Origin of the sequence: Neobacillus sedimentimangrovi (assembly GCF_010614825.1) — a bacterium.
GTDB classification, from domain to species: Bacteria; Bacillota; Bacilli; order Bacillales; family Cytobacillaceae; genus Neobacillus; species Neobacillus thermocopriae.
This window is the reverse complement of the sequence record NZ_JAAFZF010000030.1, coordinates 1-21,087: the sequence shown is the minus strand read 5'-3', so window position 1 is coordinate 21,087 and position 21,087 is coordinate 1. Positions and strand designations below refer to the sequence as shown.

Sequence of the window (21,087 nt, the reverse complement as noted above, 5' to 3'; positions counted from 1 at the left end):
AGTTATTTAGGAGTGATTTCAGTGAGCATGGATTTTAATATTTTCATGAATGATGTGGTTCGCCAGGCACGTCAAGAAATGATCGATGCAGGTTATGAAGAACTTAAAACCCCAGAGGATGTGGAAAAGGCTTTTGCAAGAAAAGGCACCACATTAGTGATGATTAATTCTGTATGCGGTTGTGCCGGTGGGATTGCCCGCCCTGCAGCAGCCCACTCCATTCATTATGATAAGCGGCCAGATCATCTAGTAACTGTTTTTGCCGGCCAGGATAAGGAAGCAACAGCAGCGGCACGAAGCTATTTTACTGGTTACCCACCATCTTCCCCTTCCTTTGCCTTATTAAAAGATGGTAAGATTTGTTCAATGATCGAAAGACACGAAATTGAAGGTAGTGATCCGGCAACTGTAGTTGCAAAACTACAGCAAGAATTTGATAAATATTGTGAAGAATTATAATGAATCAAAGGACCATCCCAATTTTCATGGGTGGTCCTTTTAAGTTTTAGATTTTAAAAAATATAGTGTTAATGAAAGGTAAAGGTAAAAATGTTTTTGAGGAATTGGCAAAGAACATAGAGTAATAAAAACAGAGGGACTGTTGTATTAGCAATCTCTCAATTTTTTATGATAGAAATTGCCCAATACCTACGAGGAGGGTAGAGGCAAGCATTGCAAGTAACATTAAATAAACAATAACTTTTCGTGTTTTCTTATTTTTCAAATTGAATACCTCCTGAAAAACAATGGATTTGTCTATATTGTACTTGGAAAAGGACAATTGAACAACGGAACAAGCTTGTAGATCAGGAAGGATTTTATTAACTTTTTCACGAATACATTAAGTGTCGAATTTTATATTAATTTGGAACAGAGGGGTTTAAATGATTAAAAAAGTCGACCATATTGGCATAGCTGTGAAATCACTTGATGGTGCGCTTCCTTTTTATACAGAAGTATTGCAGCTACCGTTGATTGGGATTGAAGAGGTAGAGAGTCAAAAAGTAAAGGTTGCATTTATCAAAGCAGGTGAAACCAAGCTTGAGCTACTGGAACCTACCTCTGCTGAAAGCCCAATTGCCAAATTTATCGAAAAACGTGGGGAGGGTATTCACCATTTGGCCTTGGGGGTGGAATCGATCGAGGAGAGAATTCGAGAAATGTCGGAAAAAGGTATCCGTATGATTGATGAACATCCTAGGCCAGGAGCGGGAGGAGCTGAAATCGCCTTCATGCATCCAAAAGCAGCTTCAGGTGTATTAGTCGAGCTATGTGAAAAGAAAGTGAAAAAGGGGTAACAAAAATGGACATCTATGAGAAAATAAATGAATTATACGACCGACGTCGGGAAGTGGAACTTGGCGGCGGTGATGAACGAATTGAAAAGCAGCATGAAAAAGGAAAACTTACTGCCAGAGAAAGAATTGAGCTTTTAGTGGATAAAGGAACTTTTGTAGAGCTTAATCCATTTATCGAGCATCGGACTACTGACTTTGGTATGGATGAACAAAAGGGCCCTGGAGACGGAGTTGTCACCGGTTACGGAAAGGTGAATGGCCGTCCAATCTATTTGTTTTCTCAAGACTTTACTGTTTTTGGCGGGGCTCTAGGTGAAATGCATGCCAAAAAAATTGCGAATGTTATGGATTTAGCAGCGAAAAACGGGACACCTTTTGTCGGATTAAATGATTCTGGAGGAGCACGGATCCAGGAGGGGGTCGTCTCTTTAGATGGTTATGGACATATTTTTTACCGTAACTCTATTTATTCAGGTGTCATCCCACAAATCTCGGTTATTATGGGCCCGTGTGCGGGTGGAGCAGTTTACTCACCTGCGATTACCGATTTTGTTATAATGGTGGAAAAAACAAGTCAAATGTTTATTACCGGTCCGAAAGTAATTGAAACCGTTACCGGTGAGAAAATCAGTGCCGAAGATCTTGGTGGGGCTGCCGTACATAACTCTATTAGTGGTAATGCGCATTTCAGTGCTGCAACAGAAGAAGAGGCACTCATGACAGTTCGTAAACTATTAAGCTATTTACCACAAAACAATGAGGAAAAGCCACCAAAGGTCCAAATGAAGGATGAAGATGATTACCGTCCGGACTTAACCGATGTTATTCCATTTGATGCCGTTAGGCCATACGATGTCCGTACTGTCATTGAGCAAGTAGTGGACCCAGAGTCCTTTATGGAAATCCAGCGGGATTTTGCCAAAAATATTGTTGTTGGATTTGCTAGAGTAAAAGGAGAGACAGTAGGACTTGTTTGCAATCAGCCAAAAGTGATGGCAGGCGGATTGGATATCGATTCTTCCGATAAAGCAGCGCGTTTTATTCGGACTTGTGATTCCTTTAATATTCCTATTATTACATTTGAAGATGTGACCGGTTTCTTCCCGGGCGTCAAACAAGAACATGGTGGTATCATTCGTCATGGAGCAAAAATTTTGTATGCTTATTCCGAAGCAACCGTACCTAAATTGACTATTATTTTGCGGAAAGCATATGGTGGGGCTTATGTAGCGCTAAACAGTAAATCCATTGGTGCTGATTTAGTATTTGCCTGGCCGAACGCGGAAATTGCCGTAATGGGGCCGCAGGGAGCAGCCAATATTATTTTTGCCAAAGAAATTCAGAATAGTGAAAATCCAGAGCAGACTAGGCAACAAAAGATTGAAGAGTATCGAAAAAAATTTGCTAATCCATATGTTGCTGCTGCTAGAGGGATGGTTGATGATGTTATTGATCCGCGGGAGACACGAATTAAAATTATCCAAGCTTTAGATATGCTTCGGAATAAAAAAGAATCACGTCCGTATAAAAAACATGGAAATATTCCGTTGTAAAAAATTTCACTTATGGAAAACGGCGGGCTATATGCTCGTCTTTTATTTGATGGTAATCAGAGGAAAAGGTATACTAGAAAAGTGAATACATAGTTTGGAGGGTTCGCCAAATGGTTAATCAGGAACGTCTGCTTAATGAATTTTTAGAGCTTGTGCAAATTGATTCAGAAACTAAATATGAAACCGAAATTGCTAAAGTATTAAAGCAAAAATTTACGGATTTAGGTTTAGAAGTTATTGAGGATGATACGACTTCTGTCACCGGGCATGGGGCAGGTAACTTAGTTTGTACCCTTCCTGCAACAAAAGAAGGAGTTGATCCAATTTATTTTACTTCCCATATGGACACCGTCGTCCCTGCTAAAGGGGTTAAGCCATCCATTAAGGACGGCTATGTTGTTACTGACGGTACTACAATCCTAGGGGCGGACGATAAAGCCGGACTTGCAGTCATGCTTGAAACAATTCGTGTTCTTAAAGAGCAAAATAAGGAGCACGGAATGATTCAATTTATTATTACGGTTGGGGAAGAATCCGGTCTTGTTGGAGCAAAAGCTCTTGATCCTTCATTAGTGAAGGCGAAATATGGATATGCGCTTGACAGTGATGGCTTAGTAGGAAATGTGGTTGTTGCAGCGCCAACCCAAGCAAAAATAAAAGCGGTCATTTACGGAAAAACGGCTCATGCGGGTGTAGCACCTGAAAAAGGAGTTTCTGCCATTACAATTGCAGCTAAGGCGATTTCGAAAATGCCGCTTGGAAGAATTGATCATGAAACAACAGCAAATATTGGACGTTTTGAAGGCGGGCAGGCAACAAACATCGTTTGTGACCGTGTAGATATTTTGGCAGAGGCCCGTTCACTAGTTCCAGAGAAAATGGAAGCACAAGTTGCCAAAATGAAGGAAGCCTTTGAATCTGTTGCTGCTGAAATGGGAGGCAAAGCAGAGGTAGACGTGGAAATCATGTATCCAGGTTTTAAATTTGGTGAAGGCGATCAAGTGGTAGAAATTGCCCGCAAAGCAGCTGCAAAAATAGGTCGTAGCTGTGAATTATTACATAGTGGTGGCGGCAGCGATGCGAATGTTATTGCGGGATTCGGTATTCCTACCGTGAACCTTGCTGTAGGTTACGAAGAAATTCATACTACAAACGAGCGCATGCCAATTGAGGAACTATACAAGCTGGCAGAAATGACTCTTGCGATTATTGATGAAGTGTCCAATCAATAAATTTCTAAAAAAAGACGGGTTACTGAAATAAAAAGTACCCTATAGAGTAGACATAAAAAAGTCTACCTATAGGGTACTTATTTTTTGGCTTCGAGTATGTCTATAGCAAGAGCCCTAGTGACGTATGTCTTCCGCCCTCATGCTCCACGATCAGTCAATATCGAATTGCCTCAGGCTTCGTATTTCCTTTACAAGCAAGCATAAGTATCGACCGAACAAAAACGATCACTTTTGGAGGAAGTCATACACGTTGCCTTTTTTCGATTATGCTTCCTACTTTGAAGGAATATGGATTTCTTTAAAGTCTTCTGCAATAAGCGTATTAGGAAAAGTTTCAGCAGCTTCTTGGACTAATTCTTGCCATGCATTTCGTTCGTAACGAGAACTGATATGAGTGAGACATAGTTTTTTACAATCGGCTTGAAGGGCAATTTCAGCAGCTTGCTTTGTTGTTGAGTGAAAATATTTAAAGGCAAGATGCTCTTCTCCTTTTGAAAAAGTGGCTTCATGAACCAAAATATCTGCATTTTTTGCAAGTTTCAGGGCATTTTCGCAAACTCTTGTGTCGCCAAGAATGGTAACTATCCTTCCTCTTTGAGGAGGTCCGAGAAATTCTTCCGGTTCAATGACTCGGCCATCCTCTAGGACAACCCTCTCACCATTTTTTATTTTTTTAAAAATCGGTCCCGGCTTTACCCCTGCAGCTTTTAACTTTTCAGCCAGTAAGGTACCTGGTTTGTCCTTTTCCACAACTCGATATCCGTAAGATGGTATTCCATGATCTAAAAGTCCCGCTTCTACGATGAATTGATCATCTTCAAAAATAATACCCTCTTCAATTTCTATAACGTTGATTGGATATTTTAAATAACTTTGACTAATAGAGAGACTCAAGTGAATATATTCTTTAATCCCTTTTGGGCCATAAATGGTTACTTCTGATTCACCGCCTTGAAAAGAACGGCTTGATAGGAGTCCAGGAAGTCCGTAAAGATGATCCCCATGTAGATGGGTGATAAAAATTTTTTCAATTCGTCTTGGTTTGATGGAGGTATGTAATATTTGATGTTGGGTTGCTTCACCGCAATCAAACAGCCAAATTGCCCCTCTTTCTTCAAGCAATTTTAGGGCAATGGAGGTAACGTTTCGAAGCTTTGCTGGCATACCAGCTCCAGTTCCTAAAAAGAATAAATCCATATGAATTCCTCACTTTTTCGTTCCTTTATCCAATATTGATACTATACCATAAACTCTTTTTCTTTGCTCTTTTTCGCATTTCTTTTTAAAATAGGATCAATGACTATTAAATATAATATTTTTACAAATTCTAAAGAAGAGAAAGTATTTTCATCAATCTACATAACAGTATCTAAACTATTGGAAAAGAGGTTTTAATCTTGGAGCAAAATATGACATCATTGATTATGATTTTTGGAGCAACAGGAGATTTAGCAAAAAGGAAATTATTCCCTTCTATTTTTAGGTTGTATGAAAGGGGAAAGTTGGATAAATTTGCTGTTATAGGTGTAGCAAGAAGACCCCTTTCAAATGAAGAGTTTCAACAAAATGTTGTTGATTCGGTAAAGTCGGCATTGGGCGATGATAAGAATTTAGATGAATTTGTCTCTCATTTTTATTATCAATCACTTGATGTGGATGATTCCGGTTCTTACACCGATTTAAAAAAATTAGCAGATCAAATTGATGACCATTATGATCTAGAAGGGAATCGAATCTTCTATTTGGCTATGGCGCCGCAATTTTTTGGACCGATTGCTCTCCATTTAAAATCAGATGGTTTAACTGATGTAAAAGGATATAAGAGGCTTGTCATTGAAAAGCCATTTGGTCATGATTTAGAATCGGCAAAAGAATTAAATAAACAAATACGTACTGCCTTTGCAGAGGAAGAAATTTATCGTATTGACCACTATTTAGGAAAAGAAATGGTGCGGAACATTGAGGTTATTCGTTTTGCGAATGCCATCTTTGAACCTTTATGGAACAACCGCTATATTTCTAATATTCAGATTACATCTAGTGAAGTTCTTGGTGTGGAAGAACGTGGCCGTTATTATGAGTCAAGTGGTGCTTTACGTGATATGGTTCAAAACCATATGCTGCAAATGGTGGCACTGCTGGCAATGGAGCCGCCAATCAGTCTTACTACCGATGAAATTCGCTCTGAGAAAGTTAGAGTATTCCGGGCACTAAGACAGATTGAGGGGGATGAAGTAAACGAATATTTTGTACGTGGCCAATATGGCGAGGGAACCATCGATGATAAGCAAGTTCCAAAATATCGTGATGAACCAATGGTCGATAAAGAATCCAATACGGAAACCTTTGTGGCCGGTAAAATTATGATTGATAACTTCCGTTGGGCTGGTGTTCCTTTTTATATTCGGACAGGAAAACGGATGAAGGCCAAATCAACCAAGATCGTTGTACAATTTAAAGATATTCCAATGAACCTCTATTACCAGACAGAGAAAATGTTGAATCCAAATTTACTAGTTATTCATATCCAGCCTGAAGAGGGAATTACCCTTTATTTGAACGCCAAAAAAGCAGGCGGGAAGTTAGATGCACAAAATGTCAAACTTAGCTTTGCTAATACAGGTGTCCATGCTATGAACACCCCTGAAGGTTATGAGAAGCTTATTTATGACTGCATGCGCGGGGATGCTACGAATTTCACTCATTGGGATGAAGTAGCGTACTCTTGGGCATTTGTTGATAAAATTTCAGCTGTCTGGGAAAAGACAAAAGGAGATTTTCCAAATTATCAAGCGGGTTCCATGGGACCGGATGCAGCAGATAAACTATTAGAAAAAGATGGATTTTTCTGGTGGCCGGTGACAGATTTAGATGTTGATATTTGTAAATAATCAAAAAGCTCCACATGCTAACTTTAGCACTGTGGAGCTTTTAATCATTTTCATCCTCTTTTTTTGAAAATGCTTGAAGAAAGTCTTTATTAAAACTAGTGTTAGTTCCGATTCGATGAGTAGGATCTACCATGTGTGAACCGGCACTTTTTATAATCTTTTTCCCGTATTTATCACGGAGGCTTGATAATGTTTTAAGTAGTGGTTCCTTTTTTGCTTCTTTTTCGTACGAAAATAAATTCAATTGTTTGTAGGCATGCTCCTGTTCTACTAAATCAAATCCGGTTATACCTAATAATCGAACGGGATTACCGTTCCAATGTTTCATAAATAGCTGCTTTGCTTGTTCTGAAATTTCCTCTTTTTGGTTAATGGGGTTTCCTGTCTTTGTGCTTCTTGTAATCGTTTTTCGGTCTTTATAGCGGATGGTTACTCCTAGTGTTGTTGATAAGACATTTTTCCGTTTTAATCTTACAGAAACGGTTGTTGCCAATGAATCCAACACGTGAAAAATTTCTTGTTGATTGGTTGTGTCATGAGGCAGGGTAGTGGAATTGCCAATACTTTTAAAATACTCAATGGATTCTGGATCAACCGGCCGATGATCAATTCCATTTGCGCGCTCTTTTAAACGAACCCCATTGATTCCGAGAAGTGTCTTCAGTTGAATATCATTCGCCTTTGCTAAATCACCGATTGTTTGAATTCCGATCGTTTTGAGCTTTTCTGCAGTCTTCTTGCCAACCCCATGCATTTCACTGGTGTTTAACGGCCATAGAATGTTAGGAATATCTCGCTTACGAAGGATGGTTATTCCTAACGGTTTTTTCATGTCTGAGGCTGTTTTTGCCAAAAATTTATTTGGTGCAATTCCAATACTGCAGGGTAAATCAAGCTGTTCTAAGATTCTTTTTTGGATACTTTCCGCAATCTCAATAGGGGTGCCAAACTCAAAGCTCTCAGTGATATCCATATATCCCTCGTCAATGGAAACAGGTTCCACAAGTTCGGTATAGTGTCTAAGAATATCAAAAATCCCCTTTGAAGCAGCTCTATAACGTTCGAAATTTGGCGGCTTTACAATTAACTGAGGGCACAGCTTTTTCGCTTGCCAAAGCGGCATTGTTGTTTTTACACCAAATTTTCTTGCTTCATAGCTACAGGTGACGATGATTCCTCGACGCTCCTCCACACTTCCAGCAATGGCCAAAGGCTTCCCTTTGAGTGAAGGATCATATGCCATCTCAACCGAAGCGTAAAAGCTGTTCATATCAACATGTAAAATTACTCTTCCGTTTTTCGGATACATTTTCTTCATGGCGCCTCTCCCTTCTATTTTTTAGTTTAGCATATAGAAATTTATATAAGAAGAAAAGACGGCTTCAGCCGTCTTATAGAAAATAGATATTATGAGGTTTAAATCCAGCCGCGTTCATATTGTTTTGGACCTATAATCTCTTCGCCTAATTCTTTTGCAGCTCTTCGTGGCCAGTATGGGTCACGAAGCAATTCCCGTGCTAAGAATACTAAATCTGCTCTTTCATTTTGTAATATTTCTTCTGCTTGAATGGCTGTAGTAATTAATCCAACCGCACCTGTCGGGATGTTTGCCCCATTTTTAATTGTTTCCGCATACTTTACTTGGTAGCCTGGATATACATTAATTTTTGCTGGAACAACAGCTCCTGAGCTCACATCAATTAAGTCCACACCCTGCTCTTTCATCCATTTGGCAAAAGTTATGTAATCTTCCGGTTTCAGCCCATCTTCGTGATAATCATGTGCAGACACACGGACTAACAGCGGTCCGTCCCAAACCGTCTTTACAGCTTCAATAACTTCACGCAAGAATCGGTATCGGTTTTCAGCAGAACCGCCATATTCATCTGTTCGTTTATTGGTAAGAGGGGAAAGGAACTCATTTATGAGATATCCATGAGCACCGTGAATTTCAATGATATCAAAGCCGGCTTTGGCAGCCCTTTCCGCCCCTTTTTTAAAGGCTGCAATTGTTTCTTCAATATCAGCTTTTGTCATTTCCTTTGGTAATTTTGATTTTTCATTAAATCGAATAGCTGATGGAGCAATAATTTCACCTTCTAATTCAGCCTTTCTGCCAGCATGGGCGAGTTGGATCCCAATTTTAGCACCATGTTCCTTTACCAGTCCGGTAAGCTCTTGGAGGCCTTTGATATGGTCATCACTCCAAATACCTAAATCTTGAGGAGAAATGCGTCCTTGTGGTGTAACAGCTGTTGCCTCAACAATGATCAGCCCGACTTGGCCGACCGCTCTTGTGGTGTAATGAGTTCGATGCCAGTTTTGGATGTGGCCATCTTCATTATGGCTGGAATACATACACATTGGTGCCATGACAATCCGATTTTTCAATGTAACCCCCTTAATGGTATAGGGAGTAAATAATTTTGCCGTCATTTTGCCATGCCTCCTTTTTTAAATCACTTTTAGTATAGCAAATAGATTTACAATCATGTAAAATTTTGCTTTTATTATAATGTTTTTCCTACTTGTAGCTGTGAACATAAGGCATCGCCCATACGTTTGGATTGCTCGGCAGCCGCTTTAATGCAGGAAATAAAGGCTTCCTGAACGCCGTGTTCCTCGAGAACACGAATCCCAGCCTCTGTTGTACCTCCAGGGCTAGTCACTTCCCTCCGTAATTGGTTTGGTGATTTGGAAGAGTTTTTGACCATTTCAGCTGCTCCAATTAACGTCTGAACAATAAGTTCTTTTGCTATTTGTTTTTCAAGACCAATTTCAACCGCACTTTTTTCCATTGTTTCAATGAGATAATAAATATAGGCTGGTCCACTACCCGAAAGGCCTGTTACCGCATCGAGTTGTGTTTCCTCGACAAAGGTAACCAATCCCACGGTTTCAAAGAGTTTTTTCGTCATTTCCAATTGTTTTTCAGATACACGGTGATTTACGGCAATTGCTGTGGCCGATTTTCCTACTGCTGCTGATGTATTTGGCATGGATCTGGCAATAGCAAGAGGTTTTCCAGCTAAAGTTTCAATTGTTTCCATTGAAACTCCGGCCAGGACGGATACAATCAGCATATCCCTGGTTAAAAAGGAACGAATATTTTGAATCGCTGATGATGCATCTTTCGGTTTCATGGAAAGCATCACAACGTCCGCATTTTCAAACAGGGTTTGTAAATTGTAGGTACTACGAATCCCATAACGTTCTTCTAAGTATTGGAGCCGGTTTTGATTTGAATGATTTGTCACCCATACATTTTTTCGATCAATTAATCCATTTTCTAGGATTCCGGAAATAAAGGCTTCTGCCATTGAACCTGCACCAACAATAGCTATTTTTTTCATGAAAACTCCTCCTTTTCGTCTAAAAAAATAAAAAGTCTTTCATCCGTAAAGGACGAAAGACCATGCTTCCGTGGTACCACCTTCATTGAACCCTAATTTAATCATATAAGGATTCACTCAACTCCGTTAACGCCGGGTTACGTTAGGTTTTTCCTAAATGCTCATAAGGTAGGTTCAATGATCAAGAGGGCTGTGAAGTCTTTCAGCCTATGAACTTCACTCTCTTTTGCCGTTTCTCATTTACTGGCCTTACTCATTGCATGAAACGAATCGAATTTTTATAAGTGATTATGCAAGAAGGAATGCTTGTCTGTCAAGAGTTAAATTTGTAAATTTTCCGACTTATTTAGAAGGATGTGGAACTGATGACATGTCTTCTTAAAATAGTAAACTTATTTTTATATATTTATTTGAATGTTGAGGGGATTATTACTATGACAGATTAAACTTCCCACTCCTGTTTTAGAAATGTCTATGTTTAATTGGGAAAGGCGAGTGGTAACGTTTTTCGACAATGGTTCGGAAAAGCTTCGGGATTTGTTCGTTACCCTGCTTGACTATTTAGTCTCTATCAGAGAAATTATTAGTAAGATACACAACCTGTGCTTTTCGGTTAAAGGTTTAAGATGAAGTTCAGTTCAGATGGGGTGTTTTCGTGAATCGATTAAAGGATAGAAATATTGTGATTACTGGGGCTTCTGGAGGAATCGGTGCGGAAATTGCTAAGCTTTGTGCGGCAAGGGGAGCAAATCTTGTCTTGCTTGCTAGAAGTCTTGATAAACTGCAGCAACTGGAAATAGAGTTGGAGCAGAAGCATCATGTAAAGGTAGAGGTGTTTCAGCTAGATGTAGCGAATACAGATCAAGTCAAGGAGATTTTTGGGAAGATTTTTGATTTGTTTGGACATATTGACGTTCTCGTTAATAATGCTGGTTTTGGTGTGTTCCGCGAGGCTCATGAAGCAACGATGGACGAAATTAAAGGAATGTTTGAGGTAAATGTGATTGGTTTAATGGCCTGTACTAGCATGGTATTACCAAAAATGCGTGAACGACGCTTTGGACATATTATTAATATTGCATCACAGGCTGGAAAAATCGCTACACCAAAATCAAGTGTTTATTCGGCAACCAAGCATGCTGTTTTAGGATACACCAACGCCCTTCGGATGGAACTTGATGACGTTCATGTTTTAGTGACCTCCGTCAATCCCGGACCGATTGCTACCAACTTTTTCAACATTGCCGATGAAAAAGGGACTTACGTGAAGAATGTACAAAAATTTATGCTACAGCCAGAATATGTAGCTAGAAAAGTTGTTGACAGTATGCTCACAAAAACAAGGGAAATCAATTTGCCGCGTTGGATGAATATAGGCAGTGTCGTCTATGTCCTTTTCCCATGGTTGTTTGAGCGGATTGGTAAACGAATTTTGAATAAGAAATAAGTGCCACGGGAAAGCCCCCAGCAATAAATGGATTGCGGGGGTTATGTTTTTGTTATATTCGCTTCAATTTCCAAACCTTTCACTTGTAAAAAAGAAATGTAGTCCATTTCTGAATAGGAAGTACACCAAGCCATTAAATTCATATAGCCATAGCTCAACAGAGTGAATAGCGCCTAATTCTAAATGTTAGCCCAAAGAGGCTAGGCTGAACAACTTGATTTGCTTGGAACTAATTTCTAACCACAACCAACCCAAACAGAAAAAATAATCATTAAGATCAATCTGTTTAAACAAGGAAGATGAACATGCATTTTCCTTTTCAATGGATCTTCATACAACCTAATGAGTAAGTAAGAGAAATATTTATTTCCTAAAATGATGTATTTTTACCCTGTTAAATATTCATATACAGCATCATTTACTACCTCATATAAATCGGCTGCTGGATCTTCGTTTTTGATTTGCAAAATTTGATGAACTAGATCCTCCATTTCTTTTTCTCCAACAGGTAGGGGATCCACTTCCCCGTATTGTTTAAAACAATGACGAATCATTTTGATTACAAGTTTTTTCTCCATAGCTTGCACCTCACCATCATTATAGCGTTTTTTTGTCCATTATCCAGATTGGGGATTTGTCAAAAAATCCCTATTGAATACGAACGTATATTTGCTTATGATAATAAATATACTAAATACAGAACAAGTGTTCGAAAATAAAACTGTGAGGGATTCGTCATGGTTGATTACAGTACATTACCGCAAAATAAAATACTATGCGTCGATATGAAAAGTTTTTATGCCAGCTGTTCCGCTGTTATGAATGGGCTTGATCCTTTAGAGTCCTACATCGCGATTGTAGGTGACAAAAAGAGGCAAGGAAGTGTTGTGCTTGCCGCTTCACCTAAGTTGAAAAAAGAATTTGGCATTAAAACAGGATCGCGGCTGTTCGAAATTCCAAAGGACCCAAGGATTGAACTGATCGAGCCGAAAATGGCTACTTATTTACGCGTTTCGACGGAAATTACTCGTTTGTTTAACCGTTACGTCCCAAAGGAAGCGATCCATACGTACAGTGTCGATGAAAGTTTTATTAAGGTAGATGGGGTGATGCATCTGTGGGGGGATGCCAAGACGATTGCTGAAAAAATAAAGAACGATATTGAGAGACAATTCCAGCTACCATGCGCCATTGGAATTGGCCCCAATATGCTGATGGCAAAGCTTTGTCTTGACTTGGAAGCAAAGAAAAAAGGAGTCGCCGAGTGGACATTTGAAGATGTCCAGACAAAGCTTTGGAAAGTATCGCCACTTCGAGAAATGTGGGGAATCGGCAGGAGGGTGGAAAAGACATTAAACAGCATGGGCATTTTCACAGTTGGCCAGCTGGCTTGTTATGATTTAGAGCAATTGGAAAAGAAATTTGGCGTTATGGGCAATCAGCTTTATTACCATGCTTGGGGAGTGGATTTATCCGATTTGGGCGCACCGATTATTGAAGGACAAATCAGCTTTGGAAAAAGCCAAATTCTTTTGAGGGATTATAAAGAGCCTGAGGAAATCAAGCATGTAATTTTGGAAATGTGCGAGGAGGTAGCGAAAAGAGCAAGAACGCGAAAAAAGGCGGGGCGGACTGTCAGTCTTGGAATAGGTTACAGCCAGGATGAATTTGGTGGCGGCTTTCACCGCTCAAGAACGGTCAAGCAGCCGACGAATGTTACCATGGATCTTTACCGCGTCTGTCTTGAATTATTTCAGGAGCATTATAATGGCAAAACGGTAAGGCAGATTTCGATTGCGCTGAGTAATATTGTGGACGATTGCGAGCTGCAGCTCGATCTGTTTGATATGGGGGCATACAAAAGACGCGAGCTCGGCTATGTGGTGGATTCCATCCGCCGACGCTTTGGACCAGGGTCACTCCTCCGAGCTGTTTCCTATACCGCAGGAGGAACAGCCAGACACCGATCGACGCTGGTTGGTGGACATAAGATGTAAGGAGGAGAGGAAAAATGATTCGCGACCGCGGCAGGATCAAATGGACGTCGATGATGTTGCCTGAGCATGTAAAATTGCTCAGAGATTGGGTGAAGGAAGACCAGTATGAACAGCCAAAAGAAGTGGATGAACAGCAATTCGAACGAATGAATGAAACCTTATTAGAGGCGATTGAATTTGATGAGTACGTGACAATTATCCACTTTCACAACCATCATTATGAAATGGTGGTTGGAAAAATTCATTACTGGGATGAAATCGCCCATAGGCTTCATGTGATTGATCGCTTTCAAGAAGTGCATCGTATTCCTATTAATATGATTGCTGACATACAGCTAACAGAATGTTAAAAGAGCGGCTTTTGCCATAAGCCGCTCTTTTAACATTTAATCTACTTTTGGTACCCGAACTTCAGAATGAAAATGACCTTTATGGGATCCATCGCAAAAAGGTTTATTCTTGCTTAGCCCGCAACGGCACAGGGAAAAGGATGGTTTTGTTGTATACACATTGCCTTTGCCATCCAGCAGTTCCACATCACCGGTAATTCTAAGTGACCCGTTATCATTAACTTTAATTTGTACCTTTGACATGAAGAAGCACTCCTTTAAAAATGGATATTAATTAAGAGAATAATTAATTTCATTAGAAATTTCAACTAAAGAAAAGCAAAATAAAAAACAGCTAGAACAAACCTATGCTACAATCATCATATGCCTAAAAAAGGGGAGTGTTAAATGTGGAAATTACCATAACAAAAGAAGCAGTTCAAAAATTGAATGAGAAAATAAACGGTCGTAAAGGTTATTTAAAACTCATCTATGATACAGAAGGTTGTGGCTGTGCAGTAAGTGGTGTAGCAGCTTTGTGGTTCACAGGCGAAGTAGACAATAACGAAGAAGCGATTGAGACAAATGATCGGACTGTATACATAGAAAAGTCAAAAATGGTTTTCTTTGATGAGCAAATGAAAATAGATTTTTCTCCTAGTACAAACAGCTTTCAATTAAAAAGTCCGCAGCAAATTTTAAACGCGAGAATGAGTTTAATCATTAAAGAGCAATAAGTTTAACACATGGGTGATAAATTGGATGAAAAAACAATAGTAAACAGGATTTAAAATTCAAAACAGACTGTACCGATTAGGACAGTCTGTTTTAACTTGGCAGAGCAGAATACACGTATTTTTTCAGAAACTCATCTACGACTCGTTCATAATCAGCTCTGTTTTCATTAAAGGACTGGGCATGCCTGCCTTTTTCAGCAATATAAAGCATTTTCGGTCCCTTTTTTTGTTCATATAAATCATTGGTCATAGAAGGAAGAATAAAATCATCTTTTCGGCTGTGAATAAAAAGAATTGGATGTTGGATGTTTTGGATAACAGAAATCGGTGAAACCTCACGGATAGAGTATTTATCGCGCAAGCGTAAGAGAGCATCACCGATTAGAAGCAGTAGCCTTGGACGAACTTTAAAATCTCGTTTAATTACATAAGCAATCTGTTCTTTAAAGTCCGAAAATGGGCAGTCAGCTATATAAAAGTCTGCTCCATCTTCAAGGAGACCTGCATACAAAAGCATGGTGGCAGCCCCCATTGATTCCCCGTGAATACCTAAAAGTAAATCTGGTCCTATTTCGTTTTTAAGCCAGTCGACAACGGCTTTTAAATCGAATTTTTCATAGTGACCAAAGCTAGTTGTTTTTCCGCCGGATTCTCCGTGGCGACGGTGATCATAAAGCAATGTATTAAAGCCTCGATCGAGAAAAAGTTTCGCATATTTAACCGAATTAATTTTTGTTTCCGTCACACCATGAGAAATAATCACATAGTGATTTGTTTTATGTGGTTCCACAAGCCAAGCTTTAATGTTGTAGCCAAATGGAGAGGGAATATCAACAACCCGTTTAGGAAGGGACTCAAATTCATCAGGATTAAACCTGCCAGCTTCTTTTTCCCGGTTCAAGATGAAATCTTCATCCTTTTTTTTCATGTACATGAGCCTGTTGGTAAAATATAAACCAATCGCGAGCCAGCCGAACAATAAAATAAATAAGACTCGAATTGCCTTTTTCACGCTTGTCACCCCCGGAAGTTGTAAAATCCATAATTTTACAATTAAAATTTTACTATAAGAAAAGCCGCTGAGACAAAATGGCGGCTTTGTTTGATCTTATAATTATTGTTCAGAATTTTGACGTTTGGTTGGATGAAGAGCTTTTTCCATTTCTTCAGCGGCCATCATCCGTTTGCCGCCCTCTGCTGATTCAGCAAAATTTTTTCCGGACTGTGGAATCCCTTTTTCACGTTTACGGCTCATACTAATCCCCTTTCAAAATAAATATCATCTTTAAGATGCATTTACTGATGAGAGATTATTCATTAAGCTGCATGTTCTGGGCATAAAGACGATAATAACCGCTTTCAATCTTTCTTGAAACATAAGGGCGGACAATTTCAATCGCACTCATCAGCTTATGAAGATCAATGCCCGTTTCGATACCCATCCGTTCGAGCATATACACTACATCCTCTGTTGCGGTGTTACCGCTTGCACCGGGAGCAAACGGGCAGCCACCTAGTCCGCCTGCAGAGGAATCGAAACGGTTGATCCCGACTTGAAGGGCAGCTAGAATATTAGCGAGTCCAAGTTTCCTTGTATCATGAAAATGGGCTGTTAACAATGTATGGCTAAATTCTTCTTTTAATTTGGAAAACAGGGAATACGATTCGGTTGGAGAGGCCATTCCAATCGTATCAGCAACACTTAACTCATCGACTCCAGCATCCACAAATTCACGACACAGTTTTAATGTGTCACTTTCTTCAATTCTTCCTTCATAAGGACAGTAGAAGGCCGTAGAAATGCAGGCCCGGACAAAATAATTCTTTTCTTTTAGTTCATGAATGATCGGCTTTAACTCTGTCATACTGTCCTGTGTTGTTTTGTTAATATTTTTTAAGTTAAAGCTGTTGCTGACACCGACAAAAACAGCAACTGCTTTACAATTTGTGGCGTAAACCCTGTCAATTCCTTTTCGGTTTGGAGCTAAAACAATGTTTCTTACTTGGTCATCAGAGCTATCGGCAACGATTTCTGCTGCATCACTCATTTGTGGTACCCACTTTGGTGAGACAAATGAGGTGAGTTCCATTTCCTGGATTCCCGCATCTTTTAGTGCGGAGATAAATTGTTTTTTTATATGAGTTGGGACCAGCAATTTTTCATTTTGTAATCCATCACGAGGTCCTACCTCTATAATTGTCACTCTATTAGGTAAATTTTGCATTTTGTCACTCCTCTAGTATTGATAATTTTATTGTAGAGGGATTAATTTCTAAAAATCAAGAATAAATAGAATTTTTAAAATTAATGTGATTTCTATGAATCGTAAGGTTGCAATTTTACTTGGGGACCTAACTAGGAGCAAGTCTGTTCACGCTGATTCATAAATGTAGAGGAAAGGCATCCTCTGGCTCAGGGTACACGGTGATTAGGCAGTTGTAACAATAGTTCGCTCGATTGAACTTAATTCTAAGTCTGCTAATTATATTCTATGAAATGTTATAATAATTTAAGAAAAATAAATAGATAGGGAGTAGAAACACATGAAGAAAAGACGCTCAGAAACAAAAAAAGACGAAGCTACGGTAACTCTTAAGGATATGCTGAATCCTGAATTAATGAAACAATTAAAATCGAAACAGGAACAACTGAAAGTAGAAGAGGAAAGAAAAAAAGAGGAAGAAGAGCAAAGAAAACGGGAAGAAAGAAGATTAAAAGAAAAGAATAAATCATTTGAAGAACTATTAAATGAAAGTTCAATGGACTGGCGGAAGTTTAAATAAGGAGAGCACGGCTCTCCTTTATCGATGTTCTTTATAAATATTTGCTTTCGTGAGCTCTTTAATAATTGTCACTTCTTCATTCGTGAGTGCTTGGCTTTTTACTGCAGCTGCATTATTTCTAACTTGTTCAACACTGCTTGCCCCGACAACGACCGAAGCCACAGAAGTGTTAGCAAGATTATATTGAAGAGCCACTTCTGTCAATGAACGCTCCCCAGCTATCCGCTCCCGCAACAAAGATAAAATCTCTTTTAACTCTTCTGGGCGATAATCCAAATATCCTTTTTCTGGCAGTTTATCTAGCATTCTATCACTTAATAGCCCTTTGGCAAGTGAACCGCGAGTTACAACACTTACACCATGTTGCGTCAAAAGCGGCAAAACTTCTTCTTCGGGTCTGCGGTCAAGGATGCTATATTGCATCATTACTGAAATGATTCGGGATTTTGCCACATATTCGCGGATGACATTTGGACGAATAGAGGAGATACCATAATAACGGATTACCCCTTCGGAAACCAATTCTTCAAATGCTTCAATCGTTTCATCTATAGGATCTTCAATTGTACCGCCATGCAACTGATAAAGATCAATATAATCTGTTTCAAGTCGCTTCAGGCTTTGTTTTACGGCTTCCTTAATGTAAGCCTTGGAAGGATTCCAAGTCCAGCCAGAACGATCCGGTTTCCAGCAATTCCCGACCTTTGTTGCAATGATTACGTCACTGCGGACATTTTTTAAGGTTTTGCCAACAATTTTTTCATTAATACCATAGTCATAGAGGTCGGCAGTATCAAAATAATTAATTCCTTCCTCAAGGGCAGTTTCAATAATCTCACGGCCGATCTTTTCGTCTGTCCCAATTGACATACAGCCAAGCCCTAGCTCCGTTACAAATAAATCAGAATTACCTAATCTTCTTCTTTTCAAAAATATCCCCCCAGTCTTTTTACAATTTTATAAAAGAACGGGGCAGACTACAAACGGTAGGCTATTAATGTGAAATTTTTTTAACCCAATCTGAAACAGTGTTAAATTCCTTCGAATATTCCTTGAGTTTTTGTAATACTTCCCAGCCTTTTCCGACAAGAATAATTCCTTTCTCATGAACATATACCTTCATCCCATACCCCTCCAATTGATGTATGGTAAAATGTATGACGAGATGTGACTGGACTAGAACAGGAGATGAAAGTATGAGTACGTTGGAAGAAAAAACGCTTCATAGCGAAGAAATTTTTTCAGGGAAGGTGATTAGCCTTCACCTCTACGATGTGGAATTACCAAATGGGAAACAATCAAAAAGGGAAATTGTCAAACATCCGGGAGCAGTTGCCATTTTGGCATTGACACCGGAAAACAAAATTATTATGGTTGAGCAGTATCGTAAAGCCCTTGAGAGAGCTATTGTCGAAATACCAGCAGGCAAACTTGAAAAAGGTGAAGATCCATCCGAGTGCGCGCTTAGAGAACTTGAAGAAGAGACAGGTTATGTTTGCGAAAACCTTGAGCTCTTGACATCTTTTTATACATCACCGGGATTTGCAGATGAATTAGTATATGTATACTTGGCAAAAGGTTTAACAAAAAAGGAAAACTCTAGAGCCCTTGATGAAGATGAGTTTGTGAAACTTGAAGAACTGACATTATCTGAAGCCCTACGGTATATAAAAGAACAAAAAATCTATGATGCGAAAACCATTTATGCAGTTCAGTATTTACAATTACAAGAGGCGTTGAATAAAAAATGAATCGTTATTATGTAGATTTACATATTCATATTGGCCGCACTTTGACAGGAAAGCCTGTCAAAATTACCGGAGCCAAATCACTGACATTTTCGAACATCATTGAGCATGCGAGGCATGAAAAAGGGTTGAACATGATTGGGATTATTGATAGTCAATCTCCGGAAGTTATTTTGGAAATGGAAAGTTTGATGGACCGTGGATTGATTGATGAGCACCCAGATGGGGGATTGGTGTTTGGGGATCTAACTGTCATTCCTGGCTCAGAGATTGAAATTTATGATGACCAATGTAATGGACCCATTCATGTACTTTGCTATTTTCCGACATTGACCATTATGAAGGAGTTTTCTAATTGGCTCTCAGACAACATGAAAAATGTTCAGTTAAGCTCGCAAAGAGTTTATGTGACTGGATTGGAGTTACAAAAAAAGGTAAAAAACCTGGGAGGTATATTTATTCCGGCACATGTGTTTACACCATTTAAGAGCCTATATGGTAAAGGGGTGAAAAAGTCGTTAACAGAAGTATTTGATCCAGCATTGATCGATGGAATAGAACTTGGACTAAGTTCTGATACGAAAATGGCTGATCAATTAAAGGAATTACATGCTTACACCTTCGTAACGAACTCAGATGCTCATTCCTTGCAAAAAATAGCTCGAGAATACCAGGTAATGGCTATGAAGGAGCCATCATTTAAAGAACTTCAAAAAGCATTAAAACAAGAAGATGGCAGAAAAGTTATCGCTAATTATGGCCTAGACCCGCAACTTGGCAAATACCATAAAACCGTATGTGCGGAATGTTTGAATCAAGTAAATGAAGAGGAAGAAATTTGCAACCTATGTGGACAAACAAAAATCATTAAAGGGGTAGCAGACCGGATCCTTGAACTTAAGACTGCGAATGGAAGTCCGCCTGGTAGGCCTCCATACATTCATCAAGTGCCGCTTGAGTTTATCCCGGGCTTAGGGCCACGTATGCTTGAAAAATTAATTGATCACTTTGGCAGTGAAATGGCGGTTTTGCATGAAGTTCCATATGAGGCTTTACAAGAGGTAGTTCCTCAAAAAATTGCCGATCTCATATTGAAAGCAAGAGAGGGAAATCTGAATCTCGAAGCAGGCGGTGGAGGAAAGTATGGAAAAATAGCATTACAATTGTAAAAAAGGGAAGAGAAACCGACAGTCGTCATAGACTGACATAGCGATATAAGACAATAATAAAACACCTTCTTAGGCTACCATTCCTTTGTATTCTATAGGGGATTGGTAGCCTAATTTTTCTTGGATACGTTCTTCGTTATAATGCTTCATATATTGATCTACTCGAGATCTAACTTCCTGAATAGAAATTGAATTGTATTTAACATATTGAAACTCTTCAGATTTAATAGCTGAATGAAAAGATTCAATTACAGCATTATCCCAACAGTTACCTCTCCGTGACATACTACTTATTAAATCTTTTTCTTTTACTAACTGCTGATACGCATAAGATGTATATACACTGCCCTGATCAGAATGAATGATTACTCCTTTTGGATGACCTGTAGCTATCAAGGCTGCTTTCAGCGTATCCATGACTAATGATGTTTGTTGGTGTTCATAAAGTTTATAAGCGATGACCTCATTGTTAAATAAGTCCATAATCGTTGATAAGTATAGTGTAATCGGACCATACTGAATATACGTAATATCGGTTACCCACTTTTG

Annotated in this window: 25 protein-coding genes; 12 read left to right on the top strand and 13 right to left on the bottom strand. The window is 39.2% G+C overall.

Features of this window, described 5'->3' with window-relative positions:
• Positions 1 to 21: 21 nt before the first annotated feature.
• On the top strand, positions 22 to 459 hold the full coding sequence (locus GZA11_RS10825; protein ID WP_038536025.1) for a BrxA/BrxB family bacilliredoxin: 438 nt from the start codon (positions 22 to 24) through the stop codon (positions 457 to 459).
• A 166-nt stretch (positions 460 to 625) separates the two neighbouring features.
• On the opposite strand, the gene prli42 is transcribed toward GZA11_RS10825, so the two are convergent.
• Positions 626 to 724 (bottom strand): stressosome-associated protein Prli42, encoded by a 99-nt coding sequence (gene prli42 / locus GZA11_RS10820; RefSeq protein ID WP_158332794.1) that lies wholly within the window; start codon positions 722 to 724, stop codon positions 626 to 628.
• Positions 725 to 884: 160 nt separating this feature from the next.
• Between prli42 and mce the strand changes: the two genes are divergently transcribed.
• The 3 genes from mce (at position 885) to GZA11_RS10805 (ending at position 4,083) form a co-directional block, all read left to right on the top strand.
• Positions 885 to 1,298: a methylmalonyl-CoA epimerase gene (gene mce / locus GZA11_RS10815; RefSeq protein ID WP_163183800.1), complete on the top strand. Its 414-nt coding sequence runs from the start codon at positions 885 to 887 to the stop codon at positions 1,296 to 1,298.
• Between the two features lie 5 nt (positions 1,299 to 1,303).
• Positions 1,304 to 2,851 (top strand): acyl-CoA carboxylase subunit beta, encoded by a 1,548-nt coding sequence (locus GZA11_RS10810; RefSeq protein WP_038536021.1) that lies wholly within the window; start codon positions 1,304 to 1,306, stop codon positions 2,849 to 2,851.
• Between the two features lie 110 nt (positions 2,852 to 2,961).
• Positions 2,962 to 4,083, top strand: coding sequence for a tripeptidase T (locus GZA11_RS10805; protein WP_038536020.1), 1,122 nt, complete (start codon positions 2,962 to 2,964; stop codon positions 4,081 to 4,083).
• 273 nt (positions 4,084 to 4,356) lie between these two features.
• Here the strand turns inward: GZA11_RS10805 and rnz are convergent, their stop codons facing one another.
• On the bottom strand, positions 4,357 to 5,280 hold the full coding sequence (gene rnz, locus GZA11_RS10800; protein WP_038536018.1) for a ribonuclease Z: 924 nt from the start codon (positions 5,278 to 5,280) through the stop codon (positions 4,357 to 4,359).
• A gap of 227 nt (positions 5,281 to 5,507) precedes the next feature.
• Between rnz and zwf the strand changes: the two genes are divergently transcribed.
• Positions 5,508 to 6,974, top strand: a complete 1,467-nt coding sequence (zwf, locus tag GZA11_RS10795) for a glucose-6-phosphate dehydrogenase (protein WP_038541759.1) — start codon at positions 5,508 to 5,510, stop codon at positions 6,972 to 6,974.
• Between the two features lie 40 nt (positions 6,975 to 7,014).
• On the opposite strand, the gene GZA11_RS10790 is transcribed toward zwf, so the two are convergent.
• The 3 genes from GZA11_RS10790 to proC all read right to left on the bottom strand — a co-directional run bounded on the left by GZA11_RS10790 (position 7,015) and on the right by proC (position 10,327).
• Entirely contained in the window at positions 7,015 to 8,292 is a 1,278-nt protein-coding gene (locus GZA11_RS10790; RefSeq protein ID WP_163183798.1) for a DNA polymerase IV, read from the bottom strand.
• A gap of 98 nt (positions 8,293 to 8,390) precedes the next feature.
• A complete protein-coding gene (gene namA / locus GZA11_RS10785; RefSeq protein ID WP_038536014.1) occupies positions 8,391 to 9,410 on the bottom strand; it encodes an NADPH dehydrogenase NamA in 1,020 nt (339 codons plus the stop codon).
• A gap of 74 nt (positions 9,411 to 9,484) precedes the next feature.
• A complete protein-coding gene (gene proC / locus GZA11_RS10780) occupies positions 9,485 to 10,327 on the bottom strand; it encodes a pyrroline-5-carboxylate reductase (protein ID WP_038536012.1) in 843 nt (280 codons plus the stop codon).
• Between the two features lie 655 nt (positions 10,328 to 10,982).
• Between proC and GZA11_RS10775 the strand changes: the two genes are divergently transcribed.
• Complete coding sequence (locus GZA11_RS10775) at positions 10,983 to 11,774, top strand: SDR family NAD(P)-dependent oxidoreductase (protein ID WP_038536010.1); 792 nt, start codon at positions 10,983 to 10,985, stop codon at positions 11,772 to 11,774.
• Between the two features lie 386 nt (positions 11,775 to 12,160).
• Here the strand turns inward: GZA11_RS10775 and GZA11_RS10770 are convergent, their stop codons facing one another.
• Positions 12,161 to 12,352 carry a YqzH family protein gene (locus tag GZA11_RS10770; RefSeq protein WP_038536008.1) on the bottom strand — a complete coding sequence of 64 codons (192 nt, stop codon included), beginning with the start codon at positions 12,350 to 12,352 and terminating at the stop codon, positions 12,161 to 12,163.
• Positions 12,353 to 12,511: 159 nt separating this feature from the next.
• On the opposite strand from GZA11_RS10770, the gene GZA11_RS10765 reads away from it, so the two are divergent.
• Both GZA11_RS10765 and GZA11_RS10760 read left to right on the top strand, forming a co-directional pair.
• Positions 12,512 to 13,771 carry a Y-family DNA polymerase gene (locus tag GZA11_RS10765; protein WP_038536006.1) on the top strand — a complete coding sequence of 420 codons (1,260 nt, stop codon included), beginning with the start codon at positions 12,512 to 12,514 and terminating at the stop codon, positions 13,769 to 13,771.
• Between the two features lie 14 nt (positions 13,772 to 13,785).
• A complete protein-coding gene (locus tag GZA11_RS10760; RefSeq protein ID WP_038536004.1) occupies positions 13,786 to 14,121 on the top strand; it encodes a YolD-like family protein in 336 nt (111 codons plus the stop codon).
• A gap of 36 nt (positions 14,122 to 14,157) precedes the next feature.
• On the opposite strand, the gene GZA11_RS10755 is transcribed toward GZA11_RS10760, so the two are convergent.
• Positions 14,158 to 14,364, bottom strand: a complete 207-nt coding sequence (locus GZA11_RS10755) for a CDGSH iron-sulfur domain-containing protein (protein ID WP_038536002.1) — start codon at positions 14,362 to 14,364, stop codon at positions 14,158 to 14,160.
• A 146-nt stretch (positions 14,365 to 14,510) separates the two neighbouring features.
• Between GZA11_RS10755 and GZA11_RS10750 the strand changes: the two genes are divergently transcribed.
• Complete coding sequence (locus GZA11_RS10750) at positions 14,511 to 14,837, top strand: iron-sulfur cluster biosynthesis family protein (RefSeq protein ID WP_038536000.1); 327 nt, start codon at positions 14,511 to 14,513, stop codon at positions 14,835 to 14,837.
• Positions 14,838 to 14,928: 91 nt separating this feature from the next.
• On the opposite strand, the gene GZA11_RS10745 is transcribed toward GZA11_RS10750, so the two are convergent.
• From GZA11_RS10745 to GZA11_RS10740, 3 genes are all read right to left on the bottom strand, one after another.
• Complete coding sequence (locus GZA11_RS10745; protein WP_038535998.1) at positions 14,929 to 15,849, bottom strand: alpha/beta hydrolase; 921 nt, start codon at positions 15,847 to 15,849, stop codon at positions 14,929 to 14,931.
• Between the two features lie 102 nt (positions 15,850 to 15,951).
• Positions 15,952 to 16,092 (bottom strand): hypothetical protein, encoded by a 141-nt coding sequence (locus GZA11_RS16515; RefSeq protein ID WP_200878220.1) that lies wholly within the window; start codon positions 16,090 to 16,092, stop codon positions 15,952 to 15,954.
• A gap of 55 nt (positions 16,093 to 16,147) precedes the next feature.
• A complete protein-coding gene (locus GZA11_RS10740) occupies positions 16,148 to 17,062 on the bottom strand; it encodes a hydroxymethylglutaryl-CoA lyase (protein ID WP_163183796.1) in 915 nt (304 codons plus the stop codon).
• 319 nt (positions 17,063 to 17,381) lie between these two features.
• On the opposite strand from GZA11_RS10740, the gene GZA11_RS10735 reads away from it, so the two are divergent.
• Positions 17,382 to 17,621 carry a YqkE family protein gene (locus GZA11_RS10735; protein WP_038535994.1) on the top strand — a complete coding sequence of 80 codons (240 nt, stop codon included), beginning with the start codon at positions 17,382 to 17,384 and terminating at the stop codon, positions 17,619 to 17,621.
• Between the two features lie 18 nt (positions 17,622 to 17,639).
• On the opposite strand, the gene GZA11_RS10730 is transcribed toward GZA11_RS10735, so the two are convergent.
• Entirely contained in the window at positions 17,640 to 18,551 is a 912-nt protein-coding gene (locus GZA11_RS10730; RefSeq protein WP_163183794.1) for an aldo/keto reductase, read from the bottom strand.
• 64 nt (positions 18,552 to 18,615) lie between these two features.
• On the bottom strand, positions 18,616 to 18,744 hold the full coding sequence (mciZ, locus tag GZA11_RS10725) for a Z-ring formation inhibitor MciZ (protein WP_081905045.1): 129 nt from the start codon (positions 18,742 to 18,744) through the stop codon (positions 18,616 to 18,618).
• Between the two features lie 73 nt (positions 18,745 to 18,817).
• Between mciZ and GZA11_RS10720 the strand changes: the two genes are divergently transcribed.
• Positions 18,818 to 19,372: an NUDIX hydrolase gene (locus tag GZA11_RS10720; RefSeq protein WP_038535990.1), complete on the top strand. Its 555-nt coding sequence runs from the start codon at positions 18,818 to 18,820 to the stop codon at positions 19,370 to 19,372.
• Positions 19,369 to 20,538, top strand: coding sequence for an endonuclease Q family protein (locus GZA11_RS10715; protein WP_038535988.1), 1,170 nt, complete (start codon positions 19,369 to 19,371; stop codon positions 20,536 to 20,538). Before GZA11_RS10720 ends, GZA11_RS10715 begins: the two co-directional genes overlap by 4 nt.
• A gap of 69 nt (positions 20,539 to 20,607) precedes the next feature.
• On the opposite strand, the gene GZA11_RS10710 is transcribed toward GZA11_RS10715, so the two are convergent.
• Positions 20,608 to 21,087, bottom strand: a 480-nt coding sequence (locus GZA11_RS10710) for an IS3 family transposase (protein ID WP_163183792.1), incomplete at its 5' end; no start/stop codon positions are given.